The organism is Lactobacillus kitasatonis DSM 16761 = JCM 1039 (assembly GCF_000615285.1).
GTDB classification, from domain to species: Bacteria; Bacillota; Bacilli; order Lactobacillales; family Lactobacillaceae; genus Lactobacillus; species Lactobacillus kitasatonis.
In genome coordinates this window covers 1-22,954 of record NZ_BALU01000004.1, presented here as the reverse complement: position 1 = coordinate 22,954, position 22,954 = coordinate 1, and the positions used below count along the sequence as shown (strand labels likewise).

Below are 22,954 nucleotides of genomic sequence, written 5' to 3'. Positions count from 1 at the left end.
TGAATTTACTATTTTTGAAAGAGGCATGAATTTTGGCTAAAGAAAAAATCCGTGTAAGATATGCACCAAGTCCAACTGGTCACTTGCACATTGGTAACGCACGTACTGCACTTTTTAACTATTTATTCGCCCGTCACAACAAGTACTATGGTATTGAGAATTGAAGATACCGACCAAAAACGTAACGTTAAGGGCGGTTCTAAGTCTCAAATGGAAAACCTTCACTGGTTAGGTATTGACTGGGATGAAGGTCCTGACAAGGGTGGAGACTACGGTCCATACCGCCAATCAGAAAGAAAAGATATTTACCAAAAGTACATTGATCAATTGATCGATGAAGGTAAGGCATACTACTCATACAAGACTGAAGAAGAACTTGAAGCTCAACGTGAAGAACAACGTGCTATGGGTGTTGCTCCACACTACACTTACGAATACGAAGGCATGACTGCTGACGAAATTAAGCAAGCTCAAGACGAAGCTAAGGCAAAGGGTCTTAAGCCAGTTGTACGTATTCACATCCCAGAAATGGAACTTATTCATGGGATGATATCGTTAAGGGTCATCTTGAATTCGAATCAGACACTATTGGTGGCGACTTCGTTATTCAAAAGCGTGACGGTATGCCAACTTACAACTTTGCCGTTGTAATTGACGACCACTTGATGAAGATTACCCACGTACTTCGTGGTGATGACCACGTTTCAAACACTCCTAAGCAATTAGTAGTTTATGAAGCACTTGGTTGGAAGCCACCTAAGTTTGGTCACATGACTTTAATCATTAACTCAGAAACTGGTAAGAAGCTTTCTAAGCGTGATGAATCAGTTCTTCAATTTATTGAACAATATCGTGACCTTGGTTACTTACCAGAAGCTATGTTTAACTTCATTACACTTCTTGGTTGGTCACCAAAGGGTGAAAACGAAATCTTCACTAAGCGTGAATTCATCAAGCAATTTGATCCAGCTCGTTTGTCTAAATCACCTGCTGCATTTGACCAAAAGAAGCTTGAATGGATCAACAACCAATACATCAAGAAGGCTGACCGTGATACCTTACTTGACCTTGCTTTGAACAACTTGCAAGAAGCAGGCTTAGTTGATGAACACCCAACCCCAGAAAAGATGGAATGGGTACGTCAATTAGTTAACATTTACTCAGTACAAATGTCATACACTAAGCAAATTGTTGACATGGCTAAGATCTTCTTTGAAGATGCTAAGGATCTTTCAGATGAAGAAATTGAAGAAATCAAGAAAGATGATGGTCGCGCAGTAATTGAAGAATTCAAGAAGCAATTAGACCTCATTCCAAGATTTACTTCAGTTCAAATCATGAACGCAATTCAAGCTACTCGTAAGGCAACTGGCGTTAAGGGTAGAAAGCTCTTTATGCCAATCAGAATTGCTACTACTCGTTCAATGGTCGGCCCTGGTATCGGTGAAGCCATGGAACTTTTAGGTAAGGAACGTGTCGTAGAGCACATCGACTTAACCTTGAAGCAAATGAGTGCTAACAATCTTTAATTAAAAAGATAATAAAGCAAAGAAGAAGCTGCAGATGACTGCAACTTCTTTTTGTTTCTGCTAAAATAAAAACTAGCTATTTTCACAGAAGGGATGAGTGTTAGCATTGAAAGTCTATAATACACTGACGCGCAAAAAAGAAGAATTTAAACCACTGGTTCCGGGACAAATCAGTATGTATGTCTGTGGACCAACCGTGTATAACTATATTCACATCGGCAATGCTCGTAGTTCAATCGCCTTTGACACAATTAGACGATACTTTGAATATAAAGGCTATAAAGTAAAATACGTTTCTAATTTTACTGATGTTGATGATAAGATGATCAATGAAGCTCGCGCTGAAGGTACAACTGTTCCTAAACTTGCAGAGAAGTTTATCAATGCGTTTTTAGAAGACACAACTGCCTTAAATATTGAACCAGCTACACTGCATCCTCGTGCAACTCATGAAATTAAGGATATTATTAATTTTGTCAAAGCTTTAATTGATAAAGGCTATGCTTATGAAGTAGATGGCGACGTTTACTACCGTGCACGTAAATTCAAGCATTACGGCGAATTAAGTGATCAAAATATTGAGCAACTTGAAGAAGGTGCTTCTGAGCATATCAACGATGAAGAACAAAATCGTAAAGAAGATTCAATTGATTTTGCTCTTTGGAAAGCTCAAAAAGAGCCTGATGAAATTGCTTGGGATTCACCTTGGGGCAAGGGCCGTCCAGGCTGGCACATTGAATGTTCAGTAATGAGCACCAAGTATTTAGGCGACACGATTGATATTCACGGTGGTGGTCAAGACCTTGAATTTCCACACCATGAAAATGAAATTGCTCAAAGTGAGGCAAAGACTGGCAAGAAGTTCGTTAATTACTGGCTTCATAACGGCTTTGTAACTGTAGGCAAGGATCAAGAAAAGATGTCTAAGTCATTGCACAACTTTGTTACTGTGCACGATATCTTAAAAGAAGTTGATCCACAAGTATTGCGTTTCTTTATGGCTAGCGTGCAATATCGCCGTCAAATTAACTATTCTGAAGAAAACTTGAAGCAAGCAGCTACTATTTTGGATCGTTTCAAGAATACTTTGACTAATATTAATTACCGTCTTGATGATGATACAGTTAGTGAAAATGATCCTAATTTAGCTAAGGCTATTGAAGAAACTGAGCAAAAATTTGTGACCGCAATGGATGATGACTTTAATGTGCAAAATGCATTAACAGCTATTTATGATTTGCTTCCAGTAGTAAATGCCAATGCTAATAGTGAAAAAGCTGATAAGAAGACTTTGGAACTTTTTGAAAAGAAATTAGCAGCTTGGTTATTGGTCTTTGGTGTTGATACAGAAAAATTATGCGCTCAAAGTGCTGGTTCAAATGATGATGAAATTGAAGAATTGGTAAAACAACGTGATGAAGCTCGTGCCAATAAAGATTGGGCAACTAGTGATAAATTGCGTGATCAATTAAAGGAAATGGGCATTACGATTCAAGATACCCCACAAGGGACAAGGTGGACTCGTGACTAAAATTAAACAATTGACTGAAGAAGATGTAAATCCAGATACCTTAAATGGTCAAACTTTGGCTTATTTAGGGGATGCAGTATATGAAGTAATTATTCGTCACCACTTAGTTAGAGGCGGAATAGTTAAACCACAAGTTTTACAACGTGAGGCAACTCATTATGTTTCTGCTAAGGCACAAGCCGCATTAGTAACAAAGATGCAAGATGAAGAAATGCTTACAGATGATGAATTAACTGCGTTTCGTCGTGGTCGCAATGCCAAGAGTCACACTAAGGCTAAGCACACGAGTCTTAAGACTTACCAATTGTCAACTGGTTTTGAAGCAATGATTGGTTACTTGAATTTATTAAATAAAAATGACCGTGTACAAGAATTAAGTGAATGGTGCATTGATACAGTAGAAAAGGATGGACTAAAAGATTATGACTTCGAATAAAGATTTTGTTTTTGGTCGCCATGCCGGACTCGATTATTTGAAGACGCATAACTCTGATCAAATTAATAAGGTCTTTTTACAACATGGTGTGCAAGAAGATTTTGCCAATCAAGTATATGCGATAACTAAGAAAAAGAGACTGGTAGTTCAAACCGTTCCTAAGAATAAATTGGACCGCTTAGTTGAAGGCGGCAACCACCAAGGCCTTGTTTTGGCAATTTCTAGTTTTGAATATGCGGATTTGGATCAACTTCTTGATAAGTTTGACCAAGAAGGAAAAGAACCATTCTTGCTTATGCTTGATTCGATTGAAGACCCACATAATTTGGGTTCTATCTTGCGTTCTGCAGATGCGACTGGCGTTGATGGAATTATTATTCCCAAGCGTCATGCCACCGGTTTGACTTCAGTTGTGGCTAAAACTTCAACTGGTGCGATCGATTATGTTCCTGTTGCCCGTGTAAATAATTTGGTTCAGACAACTAAGGAATTAAAGAAGCGGGGCTACTGGATCTTTGGTACAGATATGGCCGGCGTAGATTATCGTGAATGGAATGCCAAGGGTAAAAACGTTTTGGTTATTGGGAATGAAGGTAAAGGTATTGCACCATTACTTAAGAAACAAATGGACCAAACAATTACTTTACCAATGATTGGTCACGTACAATCATTAAATGCTAGTGTTGCAACTGGTGTTTTACTTTACCAATCATTTAATAGCAGACATCCATTAAATTAATAGAAAAGCGGACAAAAGTTGATTTTTGTCTGCTTTTTTCGTACAAAAACACAAAAGTGTATGACATAAACACTTGTTTCCTTATCATACTCAGAGCTTAACTTGTATCCTCAAAGTGACAATTTGAGTGAGGATATTAAGATGAAGGTAAAAGAGAAGACACTAATTAAAAAAGTTAAGGCCGGAGATGATGAGGCACTAGAAAAATTATTTGTATTATATAAACCGCTAGTAAATTCAGTGGTGAAAAAATATTATCTAGGACATTATGATAGGAATGACTGGGAACAAGAAGCCATGATTGTGTGTTATGAGGCAGCATTGGTTTATTCAAGTGAAAAGGGCAATTTTAGTAGTTTATACAAGACTAAATTGTCTAACCATGCACGAACGTTAATTAGATATAATAATGCATTTAAAAGGCAGGTTTATGACCAATCTATATCTTGGGAGAATGTGAAGATTCAAGGAATTCAGGAGCCAAGGCGCAGTGAACTAGCTATCCCAATTAATGATACTTACAATGAGTTTGTTAAAAGTTTGTCTCGTTTAGAATTGATAGCATTAATGACGATTATCGGTGAAATGAGTACAGAGTATGTAATTAATCATATGAAAATCGAGGCAATACAGCTAATTAGAGCTAGGTCGAGAACGTTACAAAAAATGCGCAAAGTACTTTTTTAGTATGATATAAAAAGAAAGTGCGTTATAATAATAAACGTAGAATATTTTAGGAGGTAATTTAAGATGGCAGACGAAATTATTAAGACTGCATTGTTAGACCGTCACATGAAGGAAGTATTTGACTGGAGTGATTCAAACATGCCAGTTAGAGATGCCCTTTGGGACTACTTTATGGAAAAGAATGGTAGAGATACCATGAAGACGGAAGAAGATATGCTTCCATTTTTGAAAGACTCAGACGATAAAATCGAAGCCTTCGTTAACGAAAATCTTAAGAAGTAAATCCGACTAAAAAACAATGTTCTACGCACCGTGGTCACGCATGTTTGACTACCAAAGACAGCTACTCTCCGGTAGCTGTCTTTTTTGTGCTTCAAATAATCTTTTGCTATAATTTTCAAAAATTATTGAAAAGGAAAAGCTATGAGCAAAAGTAAGAAAAAGAAGAGAAAGAAAGTATTAAAAGAAATCAAGGAAATGGAGAAGATCATTGAATTTCTGGTTGAGAATACACCTTACTATTATTTAGATACGGTACCAGAAACTATTGTTCGTGAAGATTCTTACTACGATGGCTATCAAGATTGGTGTGATAAATCTTATTTACCTGCTTTTGCTGAGAGTATTACTAGAATAGTTTTTGCAATGATGGAATATAATTATGCAGAAGTATATTTGGAACCGGAATTTTGTCCAAAAAAGTATAGTAAGTATGTAGGTAAAAATATTCGTGATATTGGTTTTGATAAGTTAGAAAAAATTATTAAGCATATCGTTTTAAAGTGGCAGGGTAGTTTAATTATTAGGTTAGTTGATAAAAAGCACCGCGAATTCTTTATTCAAATCAAAGATGAGTGGGAGACTACTTTCTTCAATTTGAAAGGTAAGAACCTTAAATTGGTAAAAGAATTAGCTCGAAGCGAAGGCTTATTTTTACAAAAAATGAAAGACCGCTACTGGGATTGGGAAGATCTGCCAAAATCCTGGCAAGACAAGTCTTATAAGAAATGGAAGAAGTTTTATCAAGAATAAAATGAAATATATTATTGGCATGGATGTCGGTACAACGGCAACTAAGGGCGTACTTTATGACGAAAACGTCAAGGCGGTTTTTTCGGCTAGTAAAGGATACCCATTAATTCAAACTAAAATAGGGCAAGCTGAAGAAGATCCAAAGGTGATTTTTGATGCGGTTCAAGAAGTTATTTTTGCTTTAACCCAAAAAGCAGATGGAGAAATTGCGGCGATATCTTGGTCTAGTCAAATGCATAGTTTGATTGGACTAGATAAAGACAACAATTTATTAACTAATAGCATTACATGGGCAGATAATTGCGCTAAAAATGTTGTTCAGGATGCTAAGAAGAGTGGCTTAGCTCGGAAGATTTATCAAAAAACAGGGATGCCTATGCACCCAATGGCACCAATTTATAAGATGCTTTGGCTAAAAGATAATGAGCCAGAATTATTTAACCAAGTTAAAAAATGGATTGGAATTAAGGAATACCTGATCTTTCGTTTAACGGGTAAATTAATCATTGATACTACTATGGCGGCTGGGACAGGGATGATTAATCTTAAAACACTAACCTGGGATCAAGAATTACTAGATACTTTAAATGTAAAGCAAGAACAACTGCCTGAAATAGCACAACCGACGGAAATTGTTGCTCCCATTAAGGAAGAATATGTACAAAAATTAGGGATAGATTCGGACACAAAAATTGTTTTAGGAGCTAGCGATGGGTACTTATCTACGATTGGAGTTAATGCCATTGATAGCGATCATTTTGCCTTAAATGTTGGTACTTCTGGTGCAGTTAGAACCATTGTTGATCAGCCTAAGATCGATCAAAATGCTAGTTATTTCTGTTATCCAGTTGATAAAAAACATTATCTATTGGGTGGACCAGTAAATAACGGCGGGATCGTATTTAATTGGGCACGGCAAACTTTATTTGATGCTGGCGAAACGCCACAAGATTATTTGGACGTGGCTCAATCTGCTCCAGCAGGAAGTCGTAATTTGATCTTCTTACCATATTTGGGTGGAGAACGTGCGCCAATTTGGGATGCCAATGCACGTGGTTCATTTGTGGGGCTAACGCGCATGCATCAAAAACCTGAGATGGCACGAGCAGTAATTGAAGGAATTATCTTCAATCTTTATGATGCAGCTTTTAGCCTAATTAAGAATACGAAAAAACCAGTCGCAATTAATGCAACTGGTGGCTTTTTAAAGAGTGATTTTGTAAGACAGCTTTGTGCTGACATTTTTAACGTGCCAATTGTTACTATGAAAGAACAACAAAGTGGGACACTTGCTGCCATGTTTTTAGCAAGACAGGCATTAGGAATCAATCAAGATTTAAGTGAGATTAAGCAATTTGCTCAAGAAGATAAAGTATATTTTCCTAATCCAAAAGAAGCAGTCATTTATCAAAATATGTTTCCACTTTATTGTGAAATCAAAAATGCTTTAGCCGCTTCTTATAGTAAATTCTTGAATAAAGATTAATAAAAAATCTCTTCAGGATTAACCGAAGAGATTTTTAGTTTGTTTTTAAATATTTATTTTTTAGGCGTTCTTAACGTATTCAACAATTTGATCGACAGTCATACGATTGTCTTTCAAAATCTCGTCTAGTGGAACTTGGTCAGTGTAGACACGCTTTTGACCGTAGTTCAAAACTTTGACATCTTTGTCGCCAAGGTATGAAGCAATCTTTTCGCCCAAGCCACCGTCCAAGATGTTGTCTTCAAGGGTTACGATAACTTTGTTTTCATCAGCTAATGTGTCTAATGCATCTTTATCTAAGATGTTAGCTGAAATTGGGTTAACCAAACTTGCGCCGAGTTTTTCAGCTACTTCTTTGCCAAGCATGTCGTACATGTCACCTAAAGCTAAAATTGCAACGTCTTTACCAGGCTTGATATCATATTTGATTTCTGAGTAATCGCGTTTAACATCTTCGCCTGCAGGAACTGGCTTGGTTGGCATCTTAATTGCTACAGGATGCTTTCTTTGCTTGATGGCCCATTCTATCATGTCTTTTTCTTCAGCTAAAGTAGTAGGGGCAAGATAGATCCAGTTTGGCAAGTTAGAAATCATTACTTGATCAAACACACCAAGGTGGGTCTTACTTGTACCTGAAATACCACCGCCAGCAACCATCATAACAACTGGTAAGGCGTTAGCAGCAACATCGTGTGATAATTGGTCAAAAGCACGTTGTAAGAAAGTAGAGTTTTCAAATAAGACTGGAACTGCACCTTCTTTGGCCATACCTGCAGCAAAAGCAACAGATTCTTGTTCAGCGATACCTACATCGTGGTAGTTTTCAGGATATTTGTTTTTAATTTCATCAAGACCAAATACACCGGGGATTGCGGCATTAATAGCCATAATCTTTTCGCCATTTTCAATGTGTTCCTTCATTACATCCATGGCTACAGAGCTTGCGCTTGGATCTTCTGGAGCTGAAACAGTTGACTTGTCAGTCTTTAAATCAAATGGCATTACCCAGTGGTGAGATTCTTCATTGTCAATAGCTGGTTGGTAGCCTTTACCCTTCAAGGTATTAATGTGAAGTAAAATTGGGTGATCCACATCTTTAACTGCCTTAAATGCATCGATCATTGATTTAACGTCGTTACCATCAGCAACGTAGCGGTAGTCAAAGCCCATAGCGGTAAATGGGTTTTCTTTGGTTTCACCGTTTGAATCACGTAATTTCTTTAATGCAGTAACTAAACCACCAACGTTTTCATCGATAGACATTTGGTTATCGTTTACTACGACAACAATATTATGCTTTTCAATAGCAGCGTTGTTTAAACCTTCGTATGCTAAACCACCGGTCATTGAGCCGTCGCCGATTAAAGCCATGATGTTTTCATGACCACCCATTAAGTCTCTGGCTCTAGCCATACCAGTTGCTAAAGCAATTGAAGTAGAGGTGTGACCTACAGCATAGTAGTCGTATGGACTTTCATCTGGGTTTGAATATGGGGTTACGTCTTCGTAGTGATCAGGATCAAGCCAAGCTAAAGCACGTCCGGTTAACATCTTGTGTGGGTAAGTTTGGTGAGAAACGTCCCAAACAATTTTGTCTTTTGGAGCATCAAAGACGTAGTGGTAAGCAATGGTTGCTTCTACAATACCTAAATCTGGACCAAGGTGGCCACCTTCAGCTGCATCTTTTTCGAGGATTAGGGTTCTAATTTCTTTGGCTAATTCTTCCATTTCAGAAATAGATAATTTCTTTAAGTCTTTAGGACCAGAAATTTTGTTTAATAAATATTCTGGATGTTTATTCATGATAGTTTTCCTTTCTACAAAATACTCATACTTATTATAGATAAGTGAAATAGATATTTGAAATATAAAGATAGAATAGATTACGATTAGTTTTGTTTATCGAATAGTTAACTTATTGACGCAAGAGGGCAGATCAGTATACAATACTCCTTAAGTATGTGTTTTATTAAAGTTTGGAAGTGAGATTATGGCAGTGAAAAAAGCAGCCTTAGCCTGCAGCGTATGCGGGTCACGCAACTACTCAATCACCGCAAGTAAAAATCGCACTCAGCGACTTGAACTGAAAAAGTTCTGCAAGCATTGCGGTAAGATGACTTTGCACAAAGAAACGAGGTAAAGAAGTTAATGATTAAGTTTTTTAAGAGCGTAGCTCAAGAAATGAAAGAAGTTACTTGGCCAACAGCTAAGCAAAACAGACACGATACTGCAATTGTTATCACTAGTTCAATTTTATTTGCAGCATATTTAGGTGCTCTTGACTGGCTCTTCAGTTGGTTAACTCAAAGAATTATGTAATTACAGGTAATAGAATTTACCAGTAATTCATGCTATAATAATAAAAGCGAAGAAGAGAAACCTCTGAGTGGAGGTTTTTTTGTTTACCTAAAATTTAAGGAGAAGTCAAAATGGTCGAAACAGCACAAAAGAAATGGTATGTATTGCATACTTATTCTGGTTATGAAGACAAAGTTAAGTCAGACTTGCTTTCACGTGCACAAAGTATGGGGATGCAAGACTACATCTTCCGTGTAATGGTTCCAGAAGAAGAAAAAGTGGAAACTGTTCGCGGTAAGAAACAAGAAGTTGAAGAAAAGATCTTCCCAGGTTACGTTTTAGTAGAAATGGTTATGACTGACGAAAGTTGGTTTATCGTAAGAAACACACCAAACGTAACTGGATTTGTTGGTTCACACGGTGGTGGTTCTAAGCCTTCACCACTTCTTCCAGAAGAAGTTGAACGTTTACTTAAGAACCAAGGTCAACCTGCAAAAGAACCTACTACTAACTTTGAAATTGGTGAATCAGTAACTATTACCGAAGGTGCCTTCAATGGTATGGTTGGTAAGATTACTGACATTCAACCAGATAAGTACAAGTTATACGTTTCAGTTGATATGTTTGGTCGTGCAACTACTGCTGAACTTGATTATGACCAAGTTAAAAAGTTGGACGAAAACGAATAATTTTAAATTATTGTTGTAATTGTACTGAAACGATGTTATTCTAATACGGTACGTTTATTATTGTGGGAGGAGAAAAAAGGAAAATTCTCCATTTTAACCGCATCACGGAATCAAGGAGGTTTTGACCGTGGCAAAGAAAGTTATTAACGTAGTTAAGTTGCAAATTCCAGCTGGCGCTGCAACCCCTGCACCTCCAGTTGGTCCTGCTTTGGGTCAAGCTGGTATTAACATTGTTGGTTTTACTAAGGACTTCAATGCTAGAACTGCTGACCAAAAGGGCATGATTATCCCTGTAGTTATTACTGTTTACGAAGACCGTTCATTCGAATTCGTAACTAAGACTCCACCAGCACCAGTACTTTTGAAGCAAGCTGCTAAGATCAAGAAGGCTTCTGGCGAACCTAACACCAAGAAAGTTGGTAAGGTAACCAAGGACCAAGTCAAGGAAATTGCCGAGACTAAGATGAAAGACCTTAACGCTGCTGACATCGAAGCTGCTATGCGCATGGTTGAAGGTACCGCTAGAAGTATGGGTATCGAAGTCGAAGACTAATCCTGTTATTTAGGTAACACATTAGGTGGGAGAGTTAGAGAAGCTCGTTTGACCACATATACAAGGAGGAATTCACATGCCAAAGCATGGCAAGAAATATTTAGATGCTGCCAAGAAGGTAGACTCAAATAAATTATACTCAGTAGCAGAAGCTATGAAACTTGTTAAGGAAACTTCATACGCTAACTTTGACGCTACAGTTGATGTAGCTTACAACTTAAGCGTTGATCCTAAGCAAGCAGATCAACAAATTCGTGGTTCAATTGTTTTACCAAATGGTACTGGTAAGACCCAAACCGTTGTAGTATTTGCTGAAGGCCCACAAGCTGATCAAGCTAAGGCTGCAGGTGCTGACTTTGTTGGTTCAGACGACTTAGTACAAAAGATTCAAGACGGTTGGTTAGACTTCGACGTTGTAGTTGCAACTCCAATGATGATGGCTAAGGTAGGTCGTTTAGGTCGTGTTCTTGGACCTAAGGCTTAATGCCAAACCCTAAGACTGGTACTGTAACTATGGACATTGAAAAGGCTGTTAAGAATGTTAAGGCTGGTCAAGTAGAATACCGTGTTGACCGTCAAGCAGCTATCCACACTCCTATTGGTAAGGTATCATTTACTGAAGATCAATTAGTTGAAAACTTTGACGCTTTACGTGATGTAATTTTACGTGCACGTCCTGCTTCAGCTAAGGGTCAATACATTAAGAGTGTTGCAGTTTCAGCAACTTTTGGTCCTGGTATCAAGCTTGATCCATTAAACTTGGACTAATTTAAATATATTTTAATAAGCGCTCCGTGTTATAGCGGGGCGCTTTTTTGTATGGTATTATTAACTTAGCTTTGCAAAAATACGAGGAGAGGCAATGAAAAGGCATTCGATAGGAAAATTAATCATACTTTTGTTGTTGACATTGGTTGCTACAACCGCTTGCGCCAATAATGGTTCAAAAATTACGATTGTTGGTTCAAGTGCCATGCAACTTTTAGCCGAACAAGCGGGCAATGATTATCGCTTAAGCCATTCTAATAGCAACATTGTTGTTCAAGGTGGTGGTTCCGGTACCGGACTTAGCCAAGTTCAAGCTGGCGCAGTGCAAATTGGGACTTCTGATGTGTTTGCGGAAACTCAAAAAGGAATTCAAGCAAATAAGCTAAAAGACTATAGAGTAGCCGTAGTTGGAATTGTACCTATTGTTAATAAAGATGTTGGTATAAAAAATATTACTACCAATGAACTAACCAAGATCTTTACAGGAAAAGTTACCAATTGGAAACAACTTGGTGGCAAAAACGAAGCAATTACTGTAATCAACCGTTCAAAGGGTAGTGGTACTAGAGGTACTTTTGAAGATATAATTTTGCGAGGTCAAAAACCAATTAAGTCTCAAGAACAAGACTCAAACGGGACAGTAAAGAAAATTGTCAATAGTACTCCGGGAGCCATCAGTTACTTGTCATTCCCATATGCTCACGACACTCATATTCAAAAATTGAGTATTGATAATGTTAAACCAACAAACAAAAATATTACTACTAATAAATGGAAACTTTGGTCATATGAGCATATGTATACTAAAGGCGAACCTAATAAGCAAACTAAAGCCTTTATTAAGTATATGCTCGGTAAAAAGGTACAAAAAGATCTTGTGCCTAAGATCGGTTATTTGAGTATTAATGATATGAAAGTTACTCGTAATAGTAAAAATCAAGTTACGCAAATAGGAAAATAGTTTATGGAGAACAAAGAAGATTTAAAAAAGGTTGTTGATCAGGCGATTGCTGAACAACAGGTTCCTCACGTTAAATTAAATAAAATGGGACCGAGTAGTGTTGACGTTGATAAGTTAACCAAGCCTTCTAAAGAGACACACCAAGAATATTGGGGTAAGGGCTTAACTTACTTTGCTATCGGCTTGATCATTGTTTTAGTGGTTTCCATTATTGGTTTCGTAGGTTACCACGGTTTAGCCACTTTTGTGAGCGATCATGTTAATGTGTTTCATTTCCTGACCTCAACGGATTGGGATCCAGGTGAAGGTAAAAACCATGTTGGTGCTGCAGTAATGATTGTTACTTCATTTGCAGTAACACTTTTTGCTGCTTTAATCGCTACGCCATTTGCTATCGCCATTGCCCTTTTTATGACAGAATATTCTTCTAAAAAAGGTGCCAACTTCTTACAATCAGTTACTGAATTGCTTGTAGGTATTCCTTCTGTTGTTTATGGTTTCTTAGGATTAACAATTATCGTTCCTGTAATTAGAAAGTTATTTGGTGGAACAGGGTTCGGTATTTTAGCCGCTACTTTAGTCTTATTTGTTATGGTTTTGCCAACGATTACTTCATTAACAGTAGATAGTTTAAAGGCAGTACCAAGTCATTTTAGAAAAGCTTCAATGGCACTTGGTGCAACTCACTGGCAAACTATTTATCATGTTGTTTTGCGAGTAGCTACTCCTAGAATTTTAACTGCTGTTATTTTCGGTATGGCCCGTGCCTTTGGTGAAGCCTTAGCCGTACAAATGGTAATCGGTAACGCAGTTTTGATGCCATACAATTTGGTCAGTCCATCTGCAACATTAACGAGTCAATTAACAAGTCAAATGGGTAATACAGTTATGGGCACATTGCCTAACAACGCATTATGGTCATTGGCATTGCTTCTTTTGATCATGTCTTTAGTCTTTAACTTCTTAGTTAAATTAGTAGGAAAGAGAGGTCAAAAGTAGAATGGATGCAAAAAAGAGAGATAAATTAGCAACAGTTATTATCTATATTTTAGTTGGCATCGTCGTTTTGATCTTGGCGGGCATTTTGGGTAATATCCTGATTACTGGTATTCCTCATTTGTCATGGCACTTTTTAACCTCTGAGGCTTCATCTTATCAAGCTGGTGGTGGGGTTAGAGATCAATTATTCAATTCATTGTATTTATTAATCCTGACCACGATTATCTCATTGCCAATCGCGTTAGGCGCAGCTATTTATCTAGCTGAATATGCCAAGGATAATTGGATAACTAATTTGATTAGAACTACTATTCAAATTTTGAGTTCATTGCCATCAATCGTTGTTGGTTTGTTTGGTTACTTACTCTTCGTAGTTCAATTTGGCTTTGGCTTCTCAATTATTTCTGGTGCGCTTGCGTTAACTTTCTTCAATTTGCCTATTTTGACCAGTAACATTGAAGAAGCAATTAAAGGTGTGCCACAAGATCAACGTGAAGCAGGACTTGCTTTAGGTTTATCTAATTGGAAGACAATCCGTGGTATTGTTTTACCAGCAGCTTTACCGGGTATTTTAACCGGTATTATTTTGAGTGCAGGTAGAATCTTTGGTGAAGCAGCTGCCCTGATTTATACTGCCGGTCAGAGTGGTTCTACCGTAAATTATGCGGATTGGAATCCATTCAGTCCAACTAGTCCATTAAACGTAATGCGTCCAGCTGAAACTCTTGCTGTGCACATTTGGAAGGTGAATACAGAAGGTATTATTCCGGATGCCACGATCGTTTCAGCTGCTACATCAGCATTGCTAGTTATTGTAGTAATTGTATTTAATTTAGGTGCGCGTTACCTGGGTAATAAATTGTACCGTAAGTTAACCGCAGCTAAATAAGGTGATGTAATGCAAGATTTAGAACAAAGCTATGTAAAAACTTTTGCTAAGGATGATTTGGAATTATCCACCAAAAATTTAAGTGTTCTATATGGGGGAAAAGTTCAAAAATTATTTGATGCCAGTTTACAATTTAAGAAAAATACAATCACAGCTTTAATTGGTGCTTCAGGTTCAGGTAAATCTACCTTTTTACGTTCGCTCAATCGTATGAACGACCGAGTAGCAACAGTAAAAGGAGAGATTTGGTTTCATGGCCTGGATGTAAATAAGCCAAATATCAATGTTTATGAATTAAGAAAAAATATTGGTATGGTGTTCCAGCGTCCAAATCCTTTTCCTAAGTCAATTAGAGAAAATATTGTCTATGCTTTAAAGGCCGATGGACAAAACGACAAAGAAGAATTAGATAAAATAGTTGAAGAAAGTTTGCGTGCGGCTGCTTTATGGGACGAAGTAAAAGATAAGCTTGATAAAAGTGCTTTGGCAGTCTCAGGTGGTCAGCAGCAGCGTTTGTGTATTGCTCGCGCATTAGCTGTTAAGCCTGAAATTCTACTTTTGGATGAACCAGCCAGTGCGCTTGATCCAGTATCTACTTCTAAGCTAGAAGACACATTAAAACAGCTTAGAAGCAAATATACTATGATTATGGTTACGCACAATATGCAACAAGCTTCAAGAATTAGTGATTATACAGCGTTTTTCCATTTAGGTCATGTGATTGAATATAATACGACTGCAGACATCTTTACTAATCCTAAAGGAAAGATTACTGAAGATTATATTCAGGGAAGTTTTGGTTAAAATGACAGCAATTATTACAGCAAAAGATGTACATTTAAAATACGGTGACTATGAAGCACTTCATGGCATCAATCTTAACTTTAATGAAAAAGAATTAACTGCTTTAATTGGTCCATCAGGATGTGGTAAATCGACTTTCTTGCGCTGCCTTAATCGCATGAACGATGATATTGAAAATATTAATATTACAGGCGAGATTATGTTTGAGGGCCAAGATATTTATAGTTCCAAAATGGACTTAGTAGAACTGCGTAAAAACGTGGGTATGGTATTCCAACAACCAACGCCATTTCCATTCTCAGTTTATGACAATGTGGCCTATGGTTTAAAAATTGCCGGCGTAAAAGATAAAGAATTGATTGATCAACGCGTTGAAGAAAGTTTAAAGCAAGCTGCAATTTGGAAAGAAACCAAGGATAACTTAAATCGTAATGCACAAGCCTTTTCAGGTGGTCAGCAGCAGAGAATTTGTATTGCTCGTGCTTTGGCTATTAGACCTAAAGTGGTTCTGCTTGATGAACCTACTAGTGCTCTAGATCCAATTTCAAGTAGTGAAATCGAAGAAACATTGATGGACTTGAAGCACCAGTATACTTTTATTATGGTTACTCACAACCTGCAGCAAGCTGGTCGAATTTCTGATCAAACCGCCTTTTTGATGAATGGTGACTTAATCGAAGCTGGCAAGACTGAAGAAATGTTTATTGCACCTAAAAAGCAAATTACAAGTGATTACCTTAACGGTCGTTTTGGTTAAATTTTGAGGTATAAAGATGCACGAAATATTTTTAGATGAATTAAAGAAATTAAACACGCAATTTATGGAAATGGGTGTTTTCGTAAATGATCAAATTGATCAAGCAACACGCGCATTTGTTGATCATGACAAGAAGACAGCCCAATCTATGGTTGATAATGAAGAAAAGATTCCTACTGAATCGATTGATATTCAAAAAAAGGCCTTAAAATTAATGGCCTTACAACAACCAGTGGCTACTGACTTTAGAGTTGTTATTAGTATTTTGAAGGCGACAACTGATTTGGAAAGAATCGGTGAAAATGCATGAGTATTGCTCTTGAAACAATTCGTGTAAAGGGTAATCCAAGAATTCCTGAAGTTGAAGAGATCATTTCAAATATGACTCACAATGTTCGTCACATGCTTATTCAAATTTTGACGGCTTATGTACAAGATGACGAAAAAATGGCTAAAGAAGTAGCCGGTCGTGATGGTATTATTGACCATGATTATGTACGCGCAAGAAAGTTAATTGTTGACGGAATTGAGGACGATCCATCCAAAGCCGCAGCTTCATCAAGTTATTTTATGGTTATTCGTTTACTTGAAAGAATTGGTGACCATATTGTAAATCTTGCCATGTGGGTTGTTTATAAAACTACTGGAGAGCTTGAAGAATTAACAAATGCAACAGAGAATCAAACTCTTTAAGATAGAATAAAAGCTTCGCAAAACGGCGAAGCTTTTATTTTTTGTCCTTGATAGGGATGCAGCCGGCAATGAAAATTGCAATACCGATAATTAACCAGAGATTGTTTTTCAATAAATAAGCACAATTACCTAGTAAAATACCAAGTAGAATAGTGGCCCAATCAGTGAGTAAGAAAACTTTTGCTTTAGAATTTAATGGCTCAAAGCTCTGATAAATACTTATGAAGGCTTGAACTATTAAAATTAGGGCTAAAACAATCCAAAGGGCATTTGAAACAATATTGCCAAAAGCGGTATTGGAAACAATACTTGCAATGCTAATGAAAATGACGGTAATCCCAAGTAGTAGGAAGACAATGTTGCGTAATTTGGTTAGAATACGTTCTTTTCGTTCTTGATCTGTCATAATTCTCTCCAATCTTTTTTGTACTATCTTACAGATTATTCCACAATTTGTAAATTTATCCTTGCTATATCTTGATTTGCCTGCTATACTAAGTAACTGTAAATTCTACCTAAGACTCGGGTGGCATGACGCCTCAAAATCCCGCCGAGGCCAGAAGATAATGAAGATTTTTATGCTCCATGTCTTTCGGCATGGAGTTTTTGCTTTAAGAAGGCCTTATAGAATTTATCAATGCCGATCATGGAGGTGAAATTAATTGAGTAAAGCTGCTATTGCTGAAAAGGAAAAGCTCGTTGATGCATTTGCTGAAGAACTTAAGGCTGCTAAGGCTATCTTAGTAATCAACTACCTTGGTTTAACTGTTGAAGAAGTTACTAACATGCGTAAGGAACTTCGTGATAACGACGTTAAGATGAAGGTTATCAAGAACACTTACTTGAGACGTGCTGCTGCTAAGGCTGGTATTGAAGGCCTTGACGATACTTTCGTTGGTCCTACTGCTGTTATCTACACTGATAATGCTGACGATGTTACTGAACCAGCTAGAATCGTTTCTAAGTACGAAGATGATTTCGACGTTATCGAAATCAAGGGTGGTATGCTTGAAGGTAAGTTGACTTCTAAAGAAGAAATCAAGGAACTTGCTGCTATCCCTGGCCGCGAAGGTTTGCTTTCAATGCTTGTTTCTGTATTGCAAGCTCCAGTTCGCGACTTCGCTTATGCTGTTAAGGCTGTTGCTGAATCTAAGGATGAAGAATCAGCTGAATAATATTGACTATATTTAATATCTAAATTCTAATTTTTCGGAGGATACTTAAATGGCTTTAGATACTGATAAGATTATTGAAGAATTGAAGGGTGCTACTATCCTTGAATTGAACGACCTTGTAAAGGCTATTGAAGATGAATTTGACGTTACTGCTGCTGCTCCAGTTGCTGCTGCAGGTGCTGGTGACGCTGCTGCTGCTAAGTCAGAATTCGACGTTGAATTGACTGACGCAGGTCAAGAAAAGGTTAAGGTTATCAAGGAAATCCGTGACATCACTGGCAAGGGCTTACTTGATGCTAAGAAGTTGGTTGACGGTGCTCCAGTTATCGTTAAGGAAGGCGCTTCAGAAGACGACGCAAACAAGATCAAGGAACAACTTGAAGGCGTTGGCGCAACTGTAACCCTTAAATAATTAATGCCTTAGGGCAATTAAGAATAAGCTCTTCGCTATGTGCGAGGAGCTTATTTTTTTGTATAATTTATTTCATGATGAAAGATATAACAAGAAAATTAACGCCATATCAATGGACAATGGCGATTTTATCAGTTATTTCAATCTTTTTGATTCTTCTAGATTTTGCGGCAGTAATTAGTATTGATCAGCCAACAAGCAAGTGGTTTTGGGTAAACGCGGGAATCGTAGTTTATTTTGCAATTGATTATTTTTCTCGTTTAAAACAGGCTACAGATAAAAAAGTTTTTTTTAAAACGCACATTTATGATTTGTTAAGTATCATTCCAATGGGACTCTTTTTTGTTTGTCTGAATGTATTTAACTTGTCTGGGTTAGTTGCAGATCTAAAATTGCTGCGTTTAATTCGACTGGCCGGCTTAATGGGAAAATTGCGGCAAATTTTTCATACTAATGGTTTGCTCTACGTCATTTTCTTTACCATTACATTTATTTTAGTTGGTGCTGAAGCTTTTGCGATTGCGGAACATGTGACACTTGATACAGCCTTCTGGTGGGTGATTTCAACTGCTTCAACAGTCGGGTATGATGCAATTTTTGGTAAAACAATTCCGCCTCATAGCATTGTAGGAAAGTTCGTCACGCTGATAACCATGCTTTTAGGCATCGGCATTGTCGGCATGCTGACGTCGTCTATTACGTCATATTTAATGCGGAGAACAAATGGTGCACATACTCATGAAACGCATGATAATATTGAAAAGCAAAATGAAGCTTTAACGGATCAAAATAAAAAGATGCAGGCTGAAATTGAAAAACTGAAGGCGGAACAAAATTCGAGCGAACTAAGCAAGATCAAAGATTGGTTTGGAAAAAGAAAGGATAATTAGATGAGCGAAGAGAAAAATCAAATGTACTTTGCGGCAGATCCTACGGCTAAACATGATGAGCATGTTGTGGATTATCATGTGGATGATATTGATTTGAAGTTTACGACTGATGCCGGCGTTTTTTCTAAAATGAGAATTGATTACGGTAGTGGCGTTTTAATTAAGACCATGAAGGATGTAGTTTTTCCTAAAGATGGAATTCTAGACGTAGGTACTGGCTATGGTCCTATTGGCTTGTTTGCCGCCAAGTTTTGGCCCGATCAAACAGTTGATATGGTTGACGTTAATGAACGTGGGCTTAATTTAGCTAGACAAAATGCCCAAAACAATCATATTTCAAATGTGGATATCTATACTTCTGATTGTTATGCACAAGTTGATAATGATAAAAAGTTTGGCTTAATATTAACAAATCCGCCTATTAGAGCCGGTAAAAAAGTGGTAAATGAAATTTTAATGGGTGCAAATGAGCATTTAGTGAGTGGCGGCGTGCTCCTAGTAGTAATTCAAAAGAAGCAGGGCGAGCCTAGTGCGCGTAAGAATATGACCGCTACTTATGGAAATTGTGAAATTTTAACAAGAGATAAAGGCTATTATATTTTAAAATCTACTAAGAATTAAATAAATAAGAATTGCGTAAAAGCCTTATTAGATCAACATTAGAGTTTATAAAAATGCTTTCTTTAGGTAAATTACCTCTTTATAATAAAGGTATAAAGATAGAGATTATGTGAAGAGGTTAATTATCATGAAAAAAGCTTGGAAATATATCATTGCTATTTTAATTGTTGTTGTTGGCGTATTTATGCTTGGTTGGATCTCAGGCGATAATGAAACTGCTGGCCCAGCAAGCATCACTGCACTGTACCTTATTTTGTCAGGTATCTTCTTCTACCACAACTTTAGAAATCGCACCATTGGTACTTTATAAAAAGTATTCACTAAAAGATTAAAGGACTAGTCAAAATGGCTAGTCCTTTTTTGGTAGAATAATAAAGAAAGAACTTAAATTGAATGTGAGTGAAAATAATGCTTTCTAGCGATGATAAACAAAAATACATACAATTAGCCATAGCTAAGGCAAAAGAAGCTGAGAAGCAAGGAGAAGTTCCTATCGGGGCAGTAGTAGTTGATCCCGATGGTAAAGTAATTGGTACCGGCTATAATCGACGAGAATTAGATGAGGATGCTACGCAACATGCGGAAATGATTGCTATAAAAGAGGCATGTAAAAATTTAGGCATGTGGAGATTGATTGACTGCAGTTTATTTGTAACTTTGGAACCATGTCCGATGTGTGCTGGTGCGATTATTAATTCACGCATTAAAGATGTTTATTTTGGTGCGCTTGATCCTAAAGCCGGTGCCTGTGGATCAGTTGTGGATTTATTTACTGTGGAGAAATTCAATCATCATCCTCATGCAATCCGCGGTCTTTATCGTGATCAATGTGCTCAAATGTTAAAAGATTTTTTTAGAGCAATTCGTCAAAAACAAAAAGAAGCAAAACGGGCTCAAAAGGAAGAAAACAATTAATTTTTTGAAGCAATAAACTAGAAAAAAAGTTTAAAATACGTTATCATACTGTATGGGCAATGTTTGGCCTCTGAAGCGTGTCAGGACCGGAAGGTAGCAGCACTAAGGTTGTTCAGGCATGTGCCCTTTTATTAGAAATTAACAAAGCTCTTAGCTCTTTTAGAGTTAGGAGTTTTTTTACTAGGGAAGAGAATTTATGGCTTATCAAGCACTATATCGAAAATGGCGGCCACGGACTTTTGATAGTGTGATTGGTCAAGAAGCGATTACCGATACGCTAAAAAATGCGATTATCCGAGGCAAAGTTTCCCATGCATTTTTGTTTGCAGGACCTCGTGGTACGGGTAAAACTTCTTGTGCCAAGATATTTGCGAAAGCATTAAACTGTACTAATCTTCAAGATGGCGAGCCATGCAATAAATGTGCCAATTGTGTCGCGGCGGATCAAGGGTCAATGCCTGACATCATGGAAATCGATGCGGCTTCCAACAACGGTGTTGATGAAATCCGTGAAATTCGCGATAAAGTAAAGTACGCTCCAACAGAAGGTAAATACAAAGTTTACATTATTGACGAAGTTCATATGCTTTCAATGGGTGCTTTTAACGCATTGCTTAAGACGCTAGAAGAGCCGCCAGAGCATGTCGTTTTCATTTTAGCAACGACAGAATTGCAGAAAGTACCAGCTACGATCATTTCTAGAACGCAGCGCTACAATTTTAAACGAATTTCCAAAGCTGATCTTGAAAAGAGAATGAAGTATATTCTCGATCAAGAACACATTAAATACGAAGATAAGGCGATTGCGGTCATTGCGCAGGTAGCCGATGGTGGGATGCGTGATGCGCTCAGTATTCTAGACCAACTACTTAGCTATGAAAAGGAAAGCGTCAATTACGAAGATGCTTTGCAAATTACTGGTTTTGCCGATCGCAAGAATGTTGAACAAATCTTGCTTAAATTATTAAGTAAAGATGCACCTGCTGCATTAAAACTTGCTCAAGAAGAATTAGATAAAGGTGCAAGTTCCAAGAACATCTTGGACGAATTGGTCGATATGGCGACTAAGAGCTTGATGATCATTAAAACAGGTGACGACGATAAAAATATGTTTTTATCGGAAGACTTTATCGCTAAAATAAAAGATGTGCCTACTTCAACGTATTATCGCTTGATTACTTTAGCTAATAAGGCATTGAACGATTTGCGCTATACTAACCAGCAACAAATCCCGTTGGAAGTATTTTTGGTAGAAGCCACTAGCAGCGAGCAAAAACAAGTAGCGTCTGCACCTGTAGCAAATGCCGCTCCTGCGCCAGCACAACAACAAGGCAGTACAGATTTATCTGCTGAGCTTGCTGCATTGAAGAATCAAGTTGTTGAATTAACGCAAAAAGTTCAGCAGCTTTCCAAGAGACCTTCTTTTGCAAAAGATCAGGTTTTCCAATTGGACACGGCAATTCCAAAATCAGTGCCTAAGGCAAAGGCTAAACCAGCTGAGCCTGTTAAGAAAAAGCCAGTCAAAAATATCAAAAAAACTACAGCAGAAAATCGCAAACAGGTTTATCATGTTCTTGAAAACGCCACTAGAGATGACTTAAATACCATCAAAAATGTGTGGCCTGATTTGCAATCTGTCTTGGCAGTTTCTGAAAGAGCATTGCTTGATGTCCTTGAACCAGTGGCAGCTAGCCCGGATCAAGTAGTCATGAAATGTAAGTACACTTTATGGTTTGAAAATGCCAGCTCAGATAGTGATTTGCTGGAGAAATTGACGAGTTATATCGAAAAGTTTGCTAAACATTATTATGGCATCGTTTTAGTTCCAGATAGTGATTGGTTAGCAGTAAGAAAAGAATTCGTTGAAAGCCATAAGGCAGAATTGCTAGCTAAGAAAAAGCAGCAAATTGAAGATAAGGAAGAAGCAGACTCCAAAGAAGATACTGAAGTAATTAATAAAGCTAAGGATTTATTTGGGGATGCAGTAACAATCAAAGATTAAGGAGCTGATTAACTGTTAACAAAAATATGGAAATTTGTAGAATATTATAGAAATATTTGCCATAATATTCATTAGAAAGTTAAACATA

General features: G+C 37.4%; 25 protein-coding genes, 1 other RNA gene, 3 pseudogenes and 1 other annotated feature. Of the genes and pseudogenes, 27 read left to right on the top strand and 2 right to left on the bottom strand.

The window, feature by feature from the left end:
- The first annotated feature begins 32 nt into the window (after window positions 1–32).
- The 8 genes and pseudogenes from gltX (at window position 33) to JCM1039_RS03525 (ending at window position 7,440) form a co-directional block, all read left to right on the top strand.
- Window positions 33–1,529, top strand: a pseudogene (gene gltX / locus JCM1039_RS10570) (glutamate--tRNA ligase).
- A 106-nt stretch (window positions 1,530–1,635) separates the two neighbouring features.
- On the top strand, window positions 1,636–3,060 hold the full coding sequence (gene cysS, locus JCM1039_RS03555) for a cysteine--tRNA ligase (protein WP_420804975.1): 1,425 nt from the start codon (window positions 1,636–1,638) through the stop codon (window positions 3,058–3,060).
- A complete protein-coding gene (locus JCM1039_RS03550) occupies window positions 3,053–3,496 on the top strand; it encodes a Mini-ribonuclease 3 (protein WP_025014688.1) in 444 nt (147 codons plus the stop codon). Before cysS ends, JCM1039_RS03550 begins: the two co-directional genes overlap by 8 nt.
- The gene (gene rlmB, locus JCM1039_RS03545) at window positions 3,483–4,235 is read left to right on the top strand and encodes a 23S rRNA (guanosine(2251)-2'-O)-methyltransferase RlmB (protein ID WP_025014687.1); all 753 of its coding nucleotides are present in this window, start codon (window positions 3,483–3,485) and stop codon (window positions 4,233–4,235) included. Before JCM1039_RS03550 ends, rlmB begins: the two co-directional genes overlap by 14 nt.
- 141 nt (window positions 4,236–4,376) lie before the next feature.
- Window positions 4,377–4,922: a sigma-70 RNA polymerase sigma factor region 4 domain-containing protein gene (locus tag JCM1039_RS03540; protein ID WP_025014686.1), complete on the top strand. Its 546-nt coding sequence runs from the start codon at window positions 4,377–4,379 to the stop codon at window positions 4,920–4,922.
- Between the two features lie 63 nt (window positions 4,923–4,985).
- Window positions 4,986–5,204 (top strand): P8 family protein, encoded by a 219-nt coding sequence (locus JCM1039_RS03535; RefSeq protein ID WP_007126845.1) that lies wholly within the window; start codon window positions 4,986–4,988, stop codon window positions 5,202–5,204.
- Window positions 5,205–5,345: 141 nt separating this feature from the next.
- On the top strand, window positions 5,346–5,954 hold the full coding sequence (locus JCM1039_RS03530) for a hypothetical protein (protein WP_025014685.1): 609 nt from the start codon (window positions 5,346–5,348) through the stop codon (window positions 5,952–5,954).
- A gap of 1 nt (window position 5,955) precedes the next feature.
- Window positions 5,956–7,440 (top strand): gluconokinase, encoded by a 1,485-nt coding sequence (locus JCM1039_RS03525; RefSeq protein ID WP_025014684.1) that lies wholly within the window; start codon window positions 5,956–5,958, stop codon window positions 7,438–7,440.
- A 60-nt stretch (window positions 7,441–7,500) separates the two neighbouring features.
- On the opposite strand, the gene JCM1039_RS03520 is transcribed toward JCM1039_RS03525, so the two are convergent.
- Window positions 7,501–9,243: a 1-deoxy-D-xylulose-5-phosphate synthase gene (locus tag JCM1039_RS03520; RefSeq protein WP_025014683.1), complete on the bottom strand. Its 1,743-nt coding sequence runs from the start codon at window positions 9,241–9,243 to the stop codon at window positions 7,501–7,503.
- A 187-nt stretch (window positions 9,244–9,430) separates the two neighbouring features.
- Between JCM1039_RS03520 and rpmG the strand changes: the two genes are divergently transcribed.
- From rpmG to phoU, 11 genes and pseudogenes are all read left to right on the top strand, one after another.
- Entirely contained in the window at window positions 9,431–9,580 is a 150-nt protein-coding gene (rpmG, locus tag JCM1039_RS11935; protein WP_003549092.1) for a 50S ribosomal protein L33, read from the top strand.
- An 8-nt stretch (window positions 9,581–9,588) separates the two neighbouring features.
- Entirely contained in the window at window positions 9,589–9,759 is a 171-nt protein-coding gene (secE, locus tag JCM1039_RS03515; protein ID WP_025014682.1) for a preprotein translocase subunit SecE, read from the top strand.
- A 110-nt stretch (window positions 9,760–9,869) separates the two neighbouring features.
- Complete coding sequence (nusG, locus tag JCM1039_RS03510; RefSeq protein ID WP_025014681.1) at window positions 9,870–10,427, top strand: transcription termination/antitermination protein NusG; 558 nt, start codon at window positions 9,870–9,872, stop codon at window positions 10,425–10,427.
- A gap of 127 nt (window positions 10,428–10,554) precedes the next feature.
- Entirely contained in the window at window positions 10,555–10,980 is a 426-nt protein-coding gene (gene rplK, locus JCM1039_RS03505; RefSeq protein ID WP_013437178.1) for a 50S ribosomal protein L11, read from the top strand.
- 76 nt (window positions 10,981–11,056) lie between these two features.
- Window positions 11,057–11,748 (top strand): annotated as a pseudogene (rplA, locus tag JCM1039_RS03500) (50S ribosomal protein L1).
- Between the two features lie 94 nt (window positions 11,749–11,842).
- Window positions 11,843–12,709 (top strand): phosphate ABC transporter substrate-binding protein, encoded by an 867-nt coding sequence (locus JCM1039_RS03495; RefSeq protein ID WP_025014679.1) that lies wholly within the window; start codon window positions 11,843–11,845, stop codon window positions 12,707–12,709.
- Between the two features lie 3 nt (window positions 12,710–12,712).
- A complete protein-coding gene (gene pstC / locus JCM1039_RS03490; RefSeq protein ID WP_025014678.1) occupies window positions 12,713–13,708 on the top strand; it encodes a phosphate ABC transporter permease subunit PstC in 996 nt (331 codons plus the stop codon).
- Between the two features lies 1 nt (window position 13,709).
- Window positions 13,710–14,597, top strand: coding sequence for a phosphate ABC transporter permease PstA (pstA, locus tag JCM1039_RS03485; protein WP_007126854.1), 888 nt, complete (start codon window positions 13,710–13,712; stop codon window positions 14,595–14,597).
- Between the two features lie 9 nt (window positions 14,598–14,606).
- The gene (gene pstB / locus JCM1039_RS03480) at window positions 14,607–15,401 is read left to right on the top strand and encodes a phosphate ABC transporter ATP-binding protein PstB (protein ID WP_025014677.1); all 795 of its coding nucleotides are present in this window, start codon (window positions 14,607–14,609) and stop codon (window positions 15,399–15,401) included.
- A 1-nt stretch (window position 15,402) separates the two neighbouring features.
- Window positions 15,403–16,158 carry a phosphate ABC transporter ATP-binding protein PstB gene (gene pstB / locus JCM1039_RS03475; protein WP_025014676.1) on the top strand — a complete coding sequence of 252 codons (756 nt, stop codon included), beginning with the start codon at window positions 15,403–15,405 and terminating at the stop codon, window positions 16,156–16,158.
- A 16-nt stretch (window positions 16,159–16,174) separates the two neighbouring features.
- Window positions 16,175–16,851 (top strand): annotated as a pseudogene (gene phoU, locus JCM1039_RS10565) (phosphate signaling complex protein PhoU).
- Between the two features lie 34 nt (window positions 16,852–16,885).
- On the opposite strand, the gene JCM1039_RS03465 reads toward phoU, so the two are convergent.
- On the bottom strand, window positions 16,886–17,257 hold the full coding sequence (locus tag JCM1039_RS03465) for a hypothetical protein (RefSeq protein ID WP_025014675.1): 372 nt from the start codon (window positions 17,255–17,257) through the stop codon (window positions 16,886–16,888).
- Window positions 17,258–17,347: 90 nt separating this feature from the next.
- Window positions 17,348–17,469 (top strand) — a sequence feature (ribosomal protein L10 leader region).
- A gap of 44 nt (window positions 17,470–17,513) precedes the next feature.
- Here JCM1039_RS03465 and rplJ point away from each other — a divergent pair.
- The 8 genes from rplJ (at window position 17,514) to dnaX (ending at window position 22,866) form a co-directional block, all read left to right on the top strand.
- Window positions 17,514–18,026, top strand: coding sequence for a 50S ribosomal protein L10 (gene rplJ, locus JCM1039_RS03460; RefSeq protein ID WP_025014674.1), 513 nt, complete (start codon window positions 17,514–17,516; stop codon window positions 18,024–18,026).
- A gap of 49 nt (window positions 18,027–18,075) precedes the next feature.
- Window positions 18,076–18,438, top strand: coding sequence for a 50S ribosomal protein L7/L12 (gene rplL, locus JCM1039_RS03455; protein ID WP_025014673.1), 363 nt, complete (start codon window positions 18,076–18,078; stop codon window positions 18,436–18,438).
- Window positions 18,439–18,512: 74 nt separating this feature from the next.
- On the top strand, window positions 18,513–19,328 hold the full coding sequence (locus JCM1039_RS03450) for a potassium channel family protein (protein ID WP_025014672.1): 816 nt from the start codon (window positions 18,513–18,515) through the stop codon (window positions 19,326–19,328).
- A complete protein-coding gene (locus JCM1039_RS03445) occupies window positions 19,329–19,949 on the top strand; it encodes a class I SAM-dependent methyltransferase (RefSeq protein WP_025014671.1) in 621 nt (206 codons plus the stop codon).
- 127 nt (window positions 19,950–20,076) lie between these two features.
- Window positions 20,077–20,259, top strand: a complete 183-nt coding sequence (locus tag JCM1039_RS03440) for a hypothetical protein (RefSeq protein WP_025014670.1) — start codon at window positions 20,077–20,079, stop codon at window positions 20,257–20,259.
- Window positions 20,260–20,357: 98 nt separating this feature from the next.
- Complete coding sequence (gene tadA, locus JCM1039_RS03435) at window positions 20,358–20,864, top strand: tRNA adenosine(34) deaminase TadA (RefSeq protein WP_025014669.1); 507 nt, start codon at window positions 20,358–20,360, stop codon at window positions 20,862–20,864.
- Window positions 20,865–20,910: 46 nt separating this feature from the next.
- An RNA gene (gene ffs / locus JCM1039_RS11930) (signal recognition particle sRNA small type) lies at window positions 20,911–21,001 on the top strand.
- 59 nt (window positions 21,002–21,060) lie between these two features.
- Window positions 21,061–22,866: a DNA polymerase III subunit gamma/tau gene (dnaX, locus tag JCM1039_RS03430; RefSeq protein WP_025014668.1), complete on the top strand. Its 1,806-nt coding sequence runs from the start codon at window positions 21,061–21,063 to the stop codon at window positions 22,864–22,866.
- The last annotated feature ends 88 nt before the right edge of the window (window positions 22,867–22,954 follow it).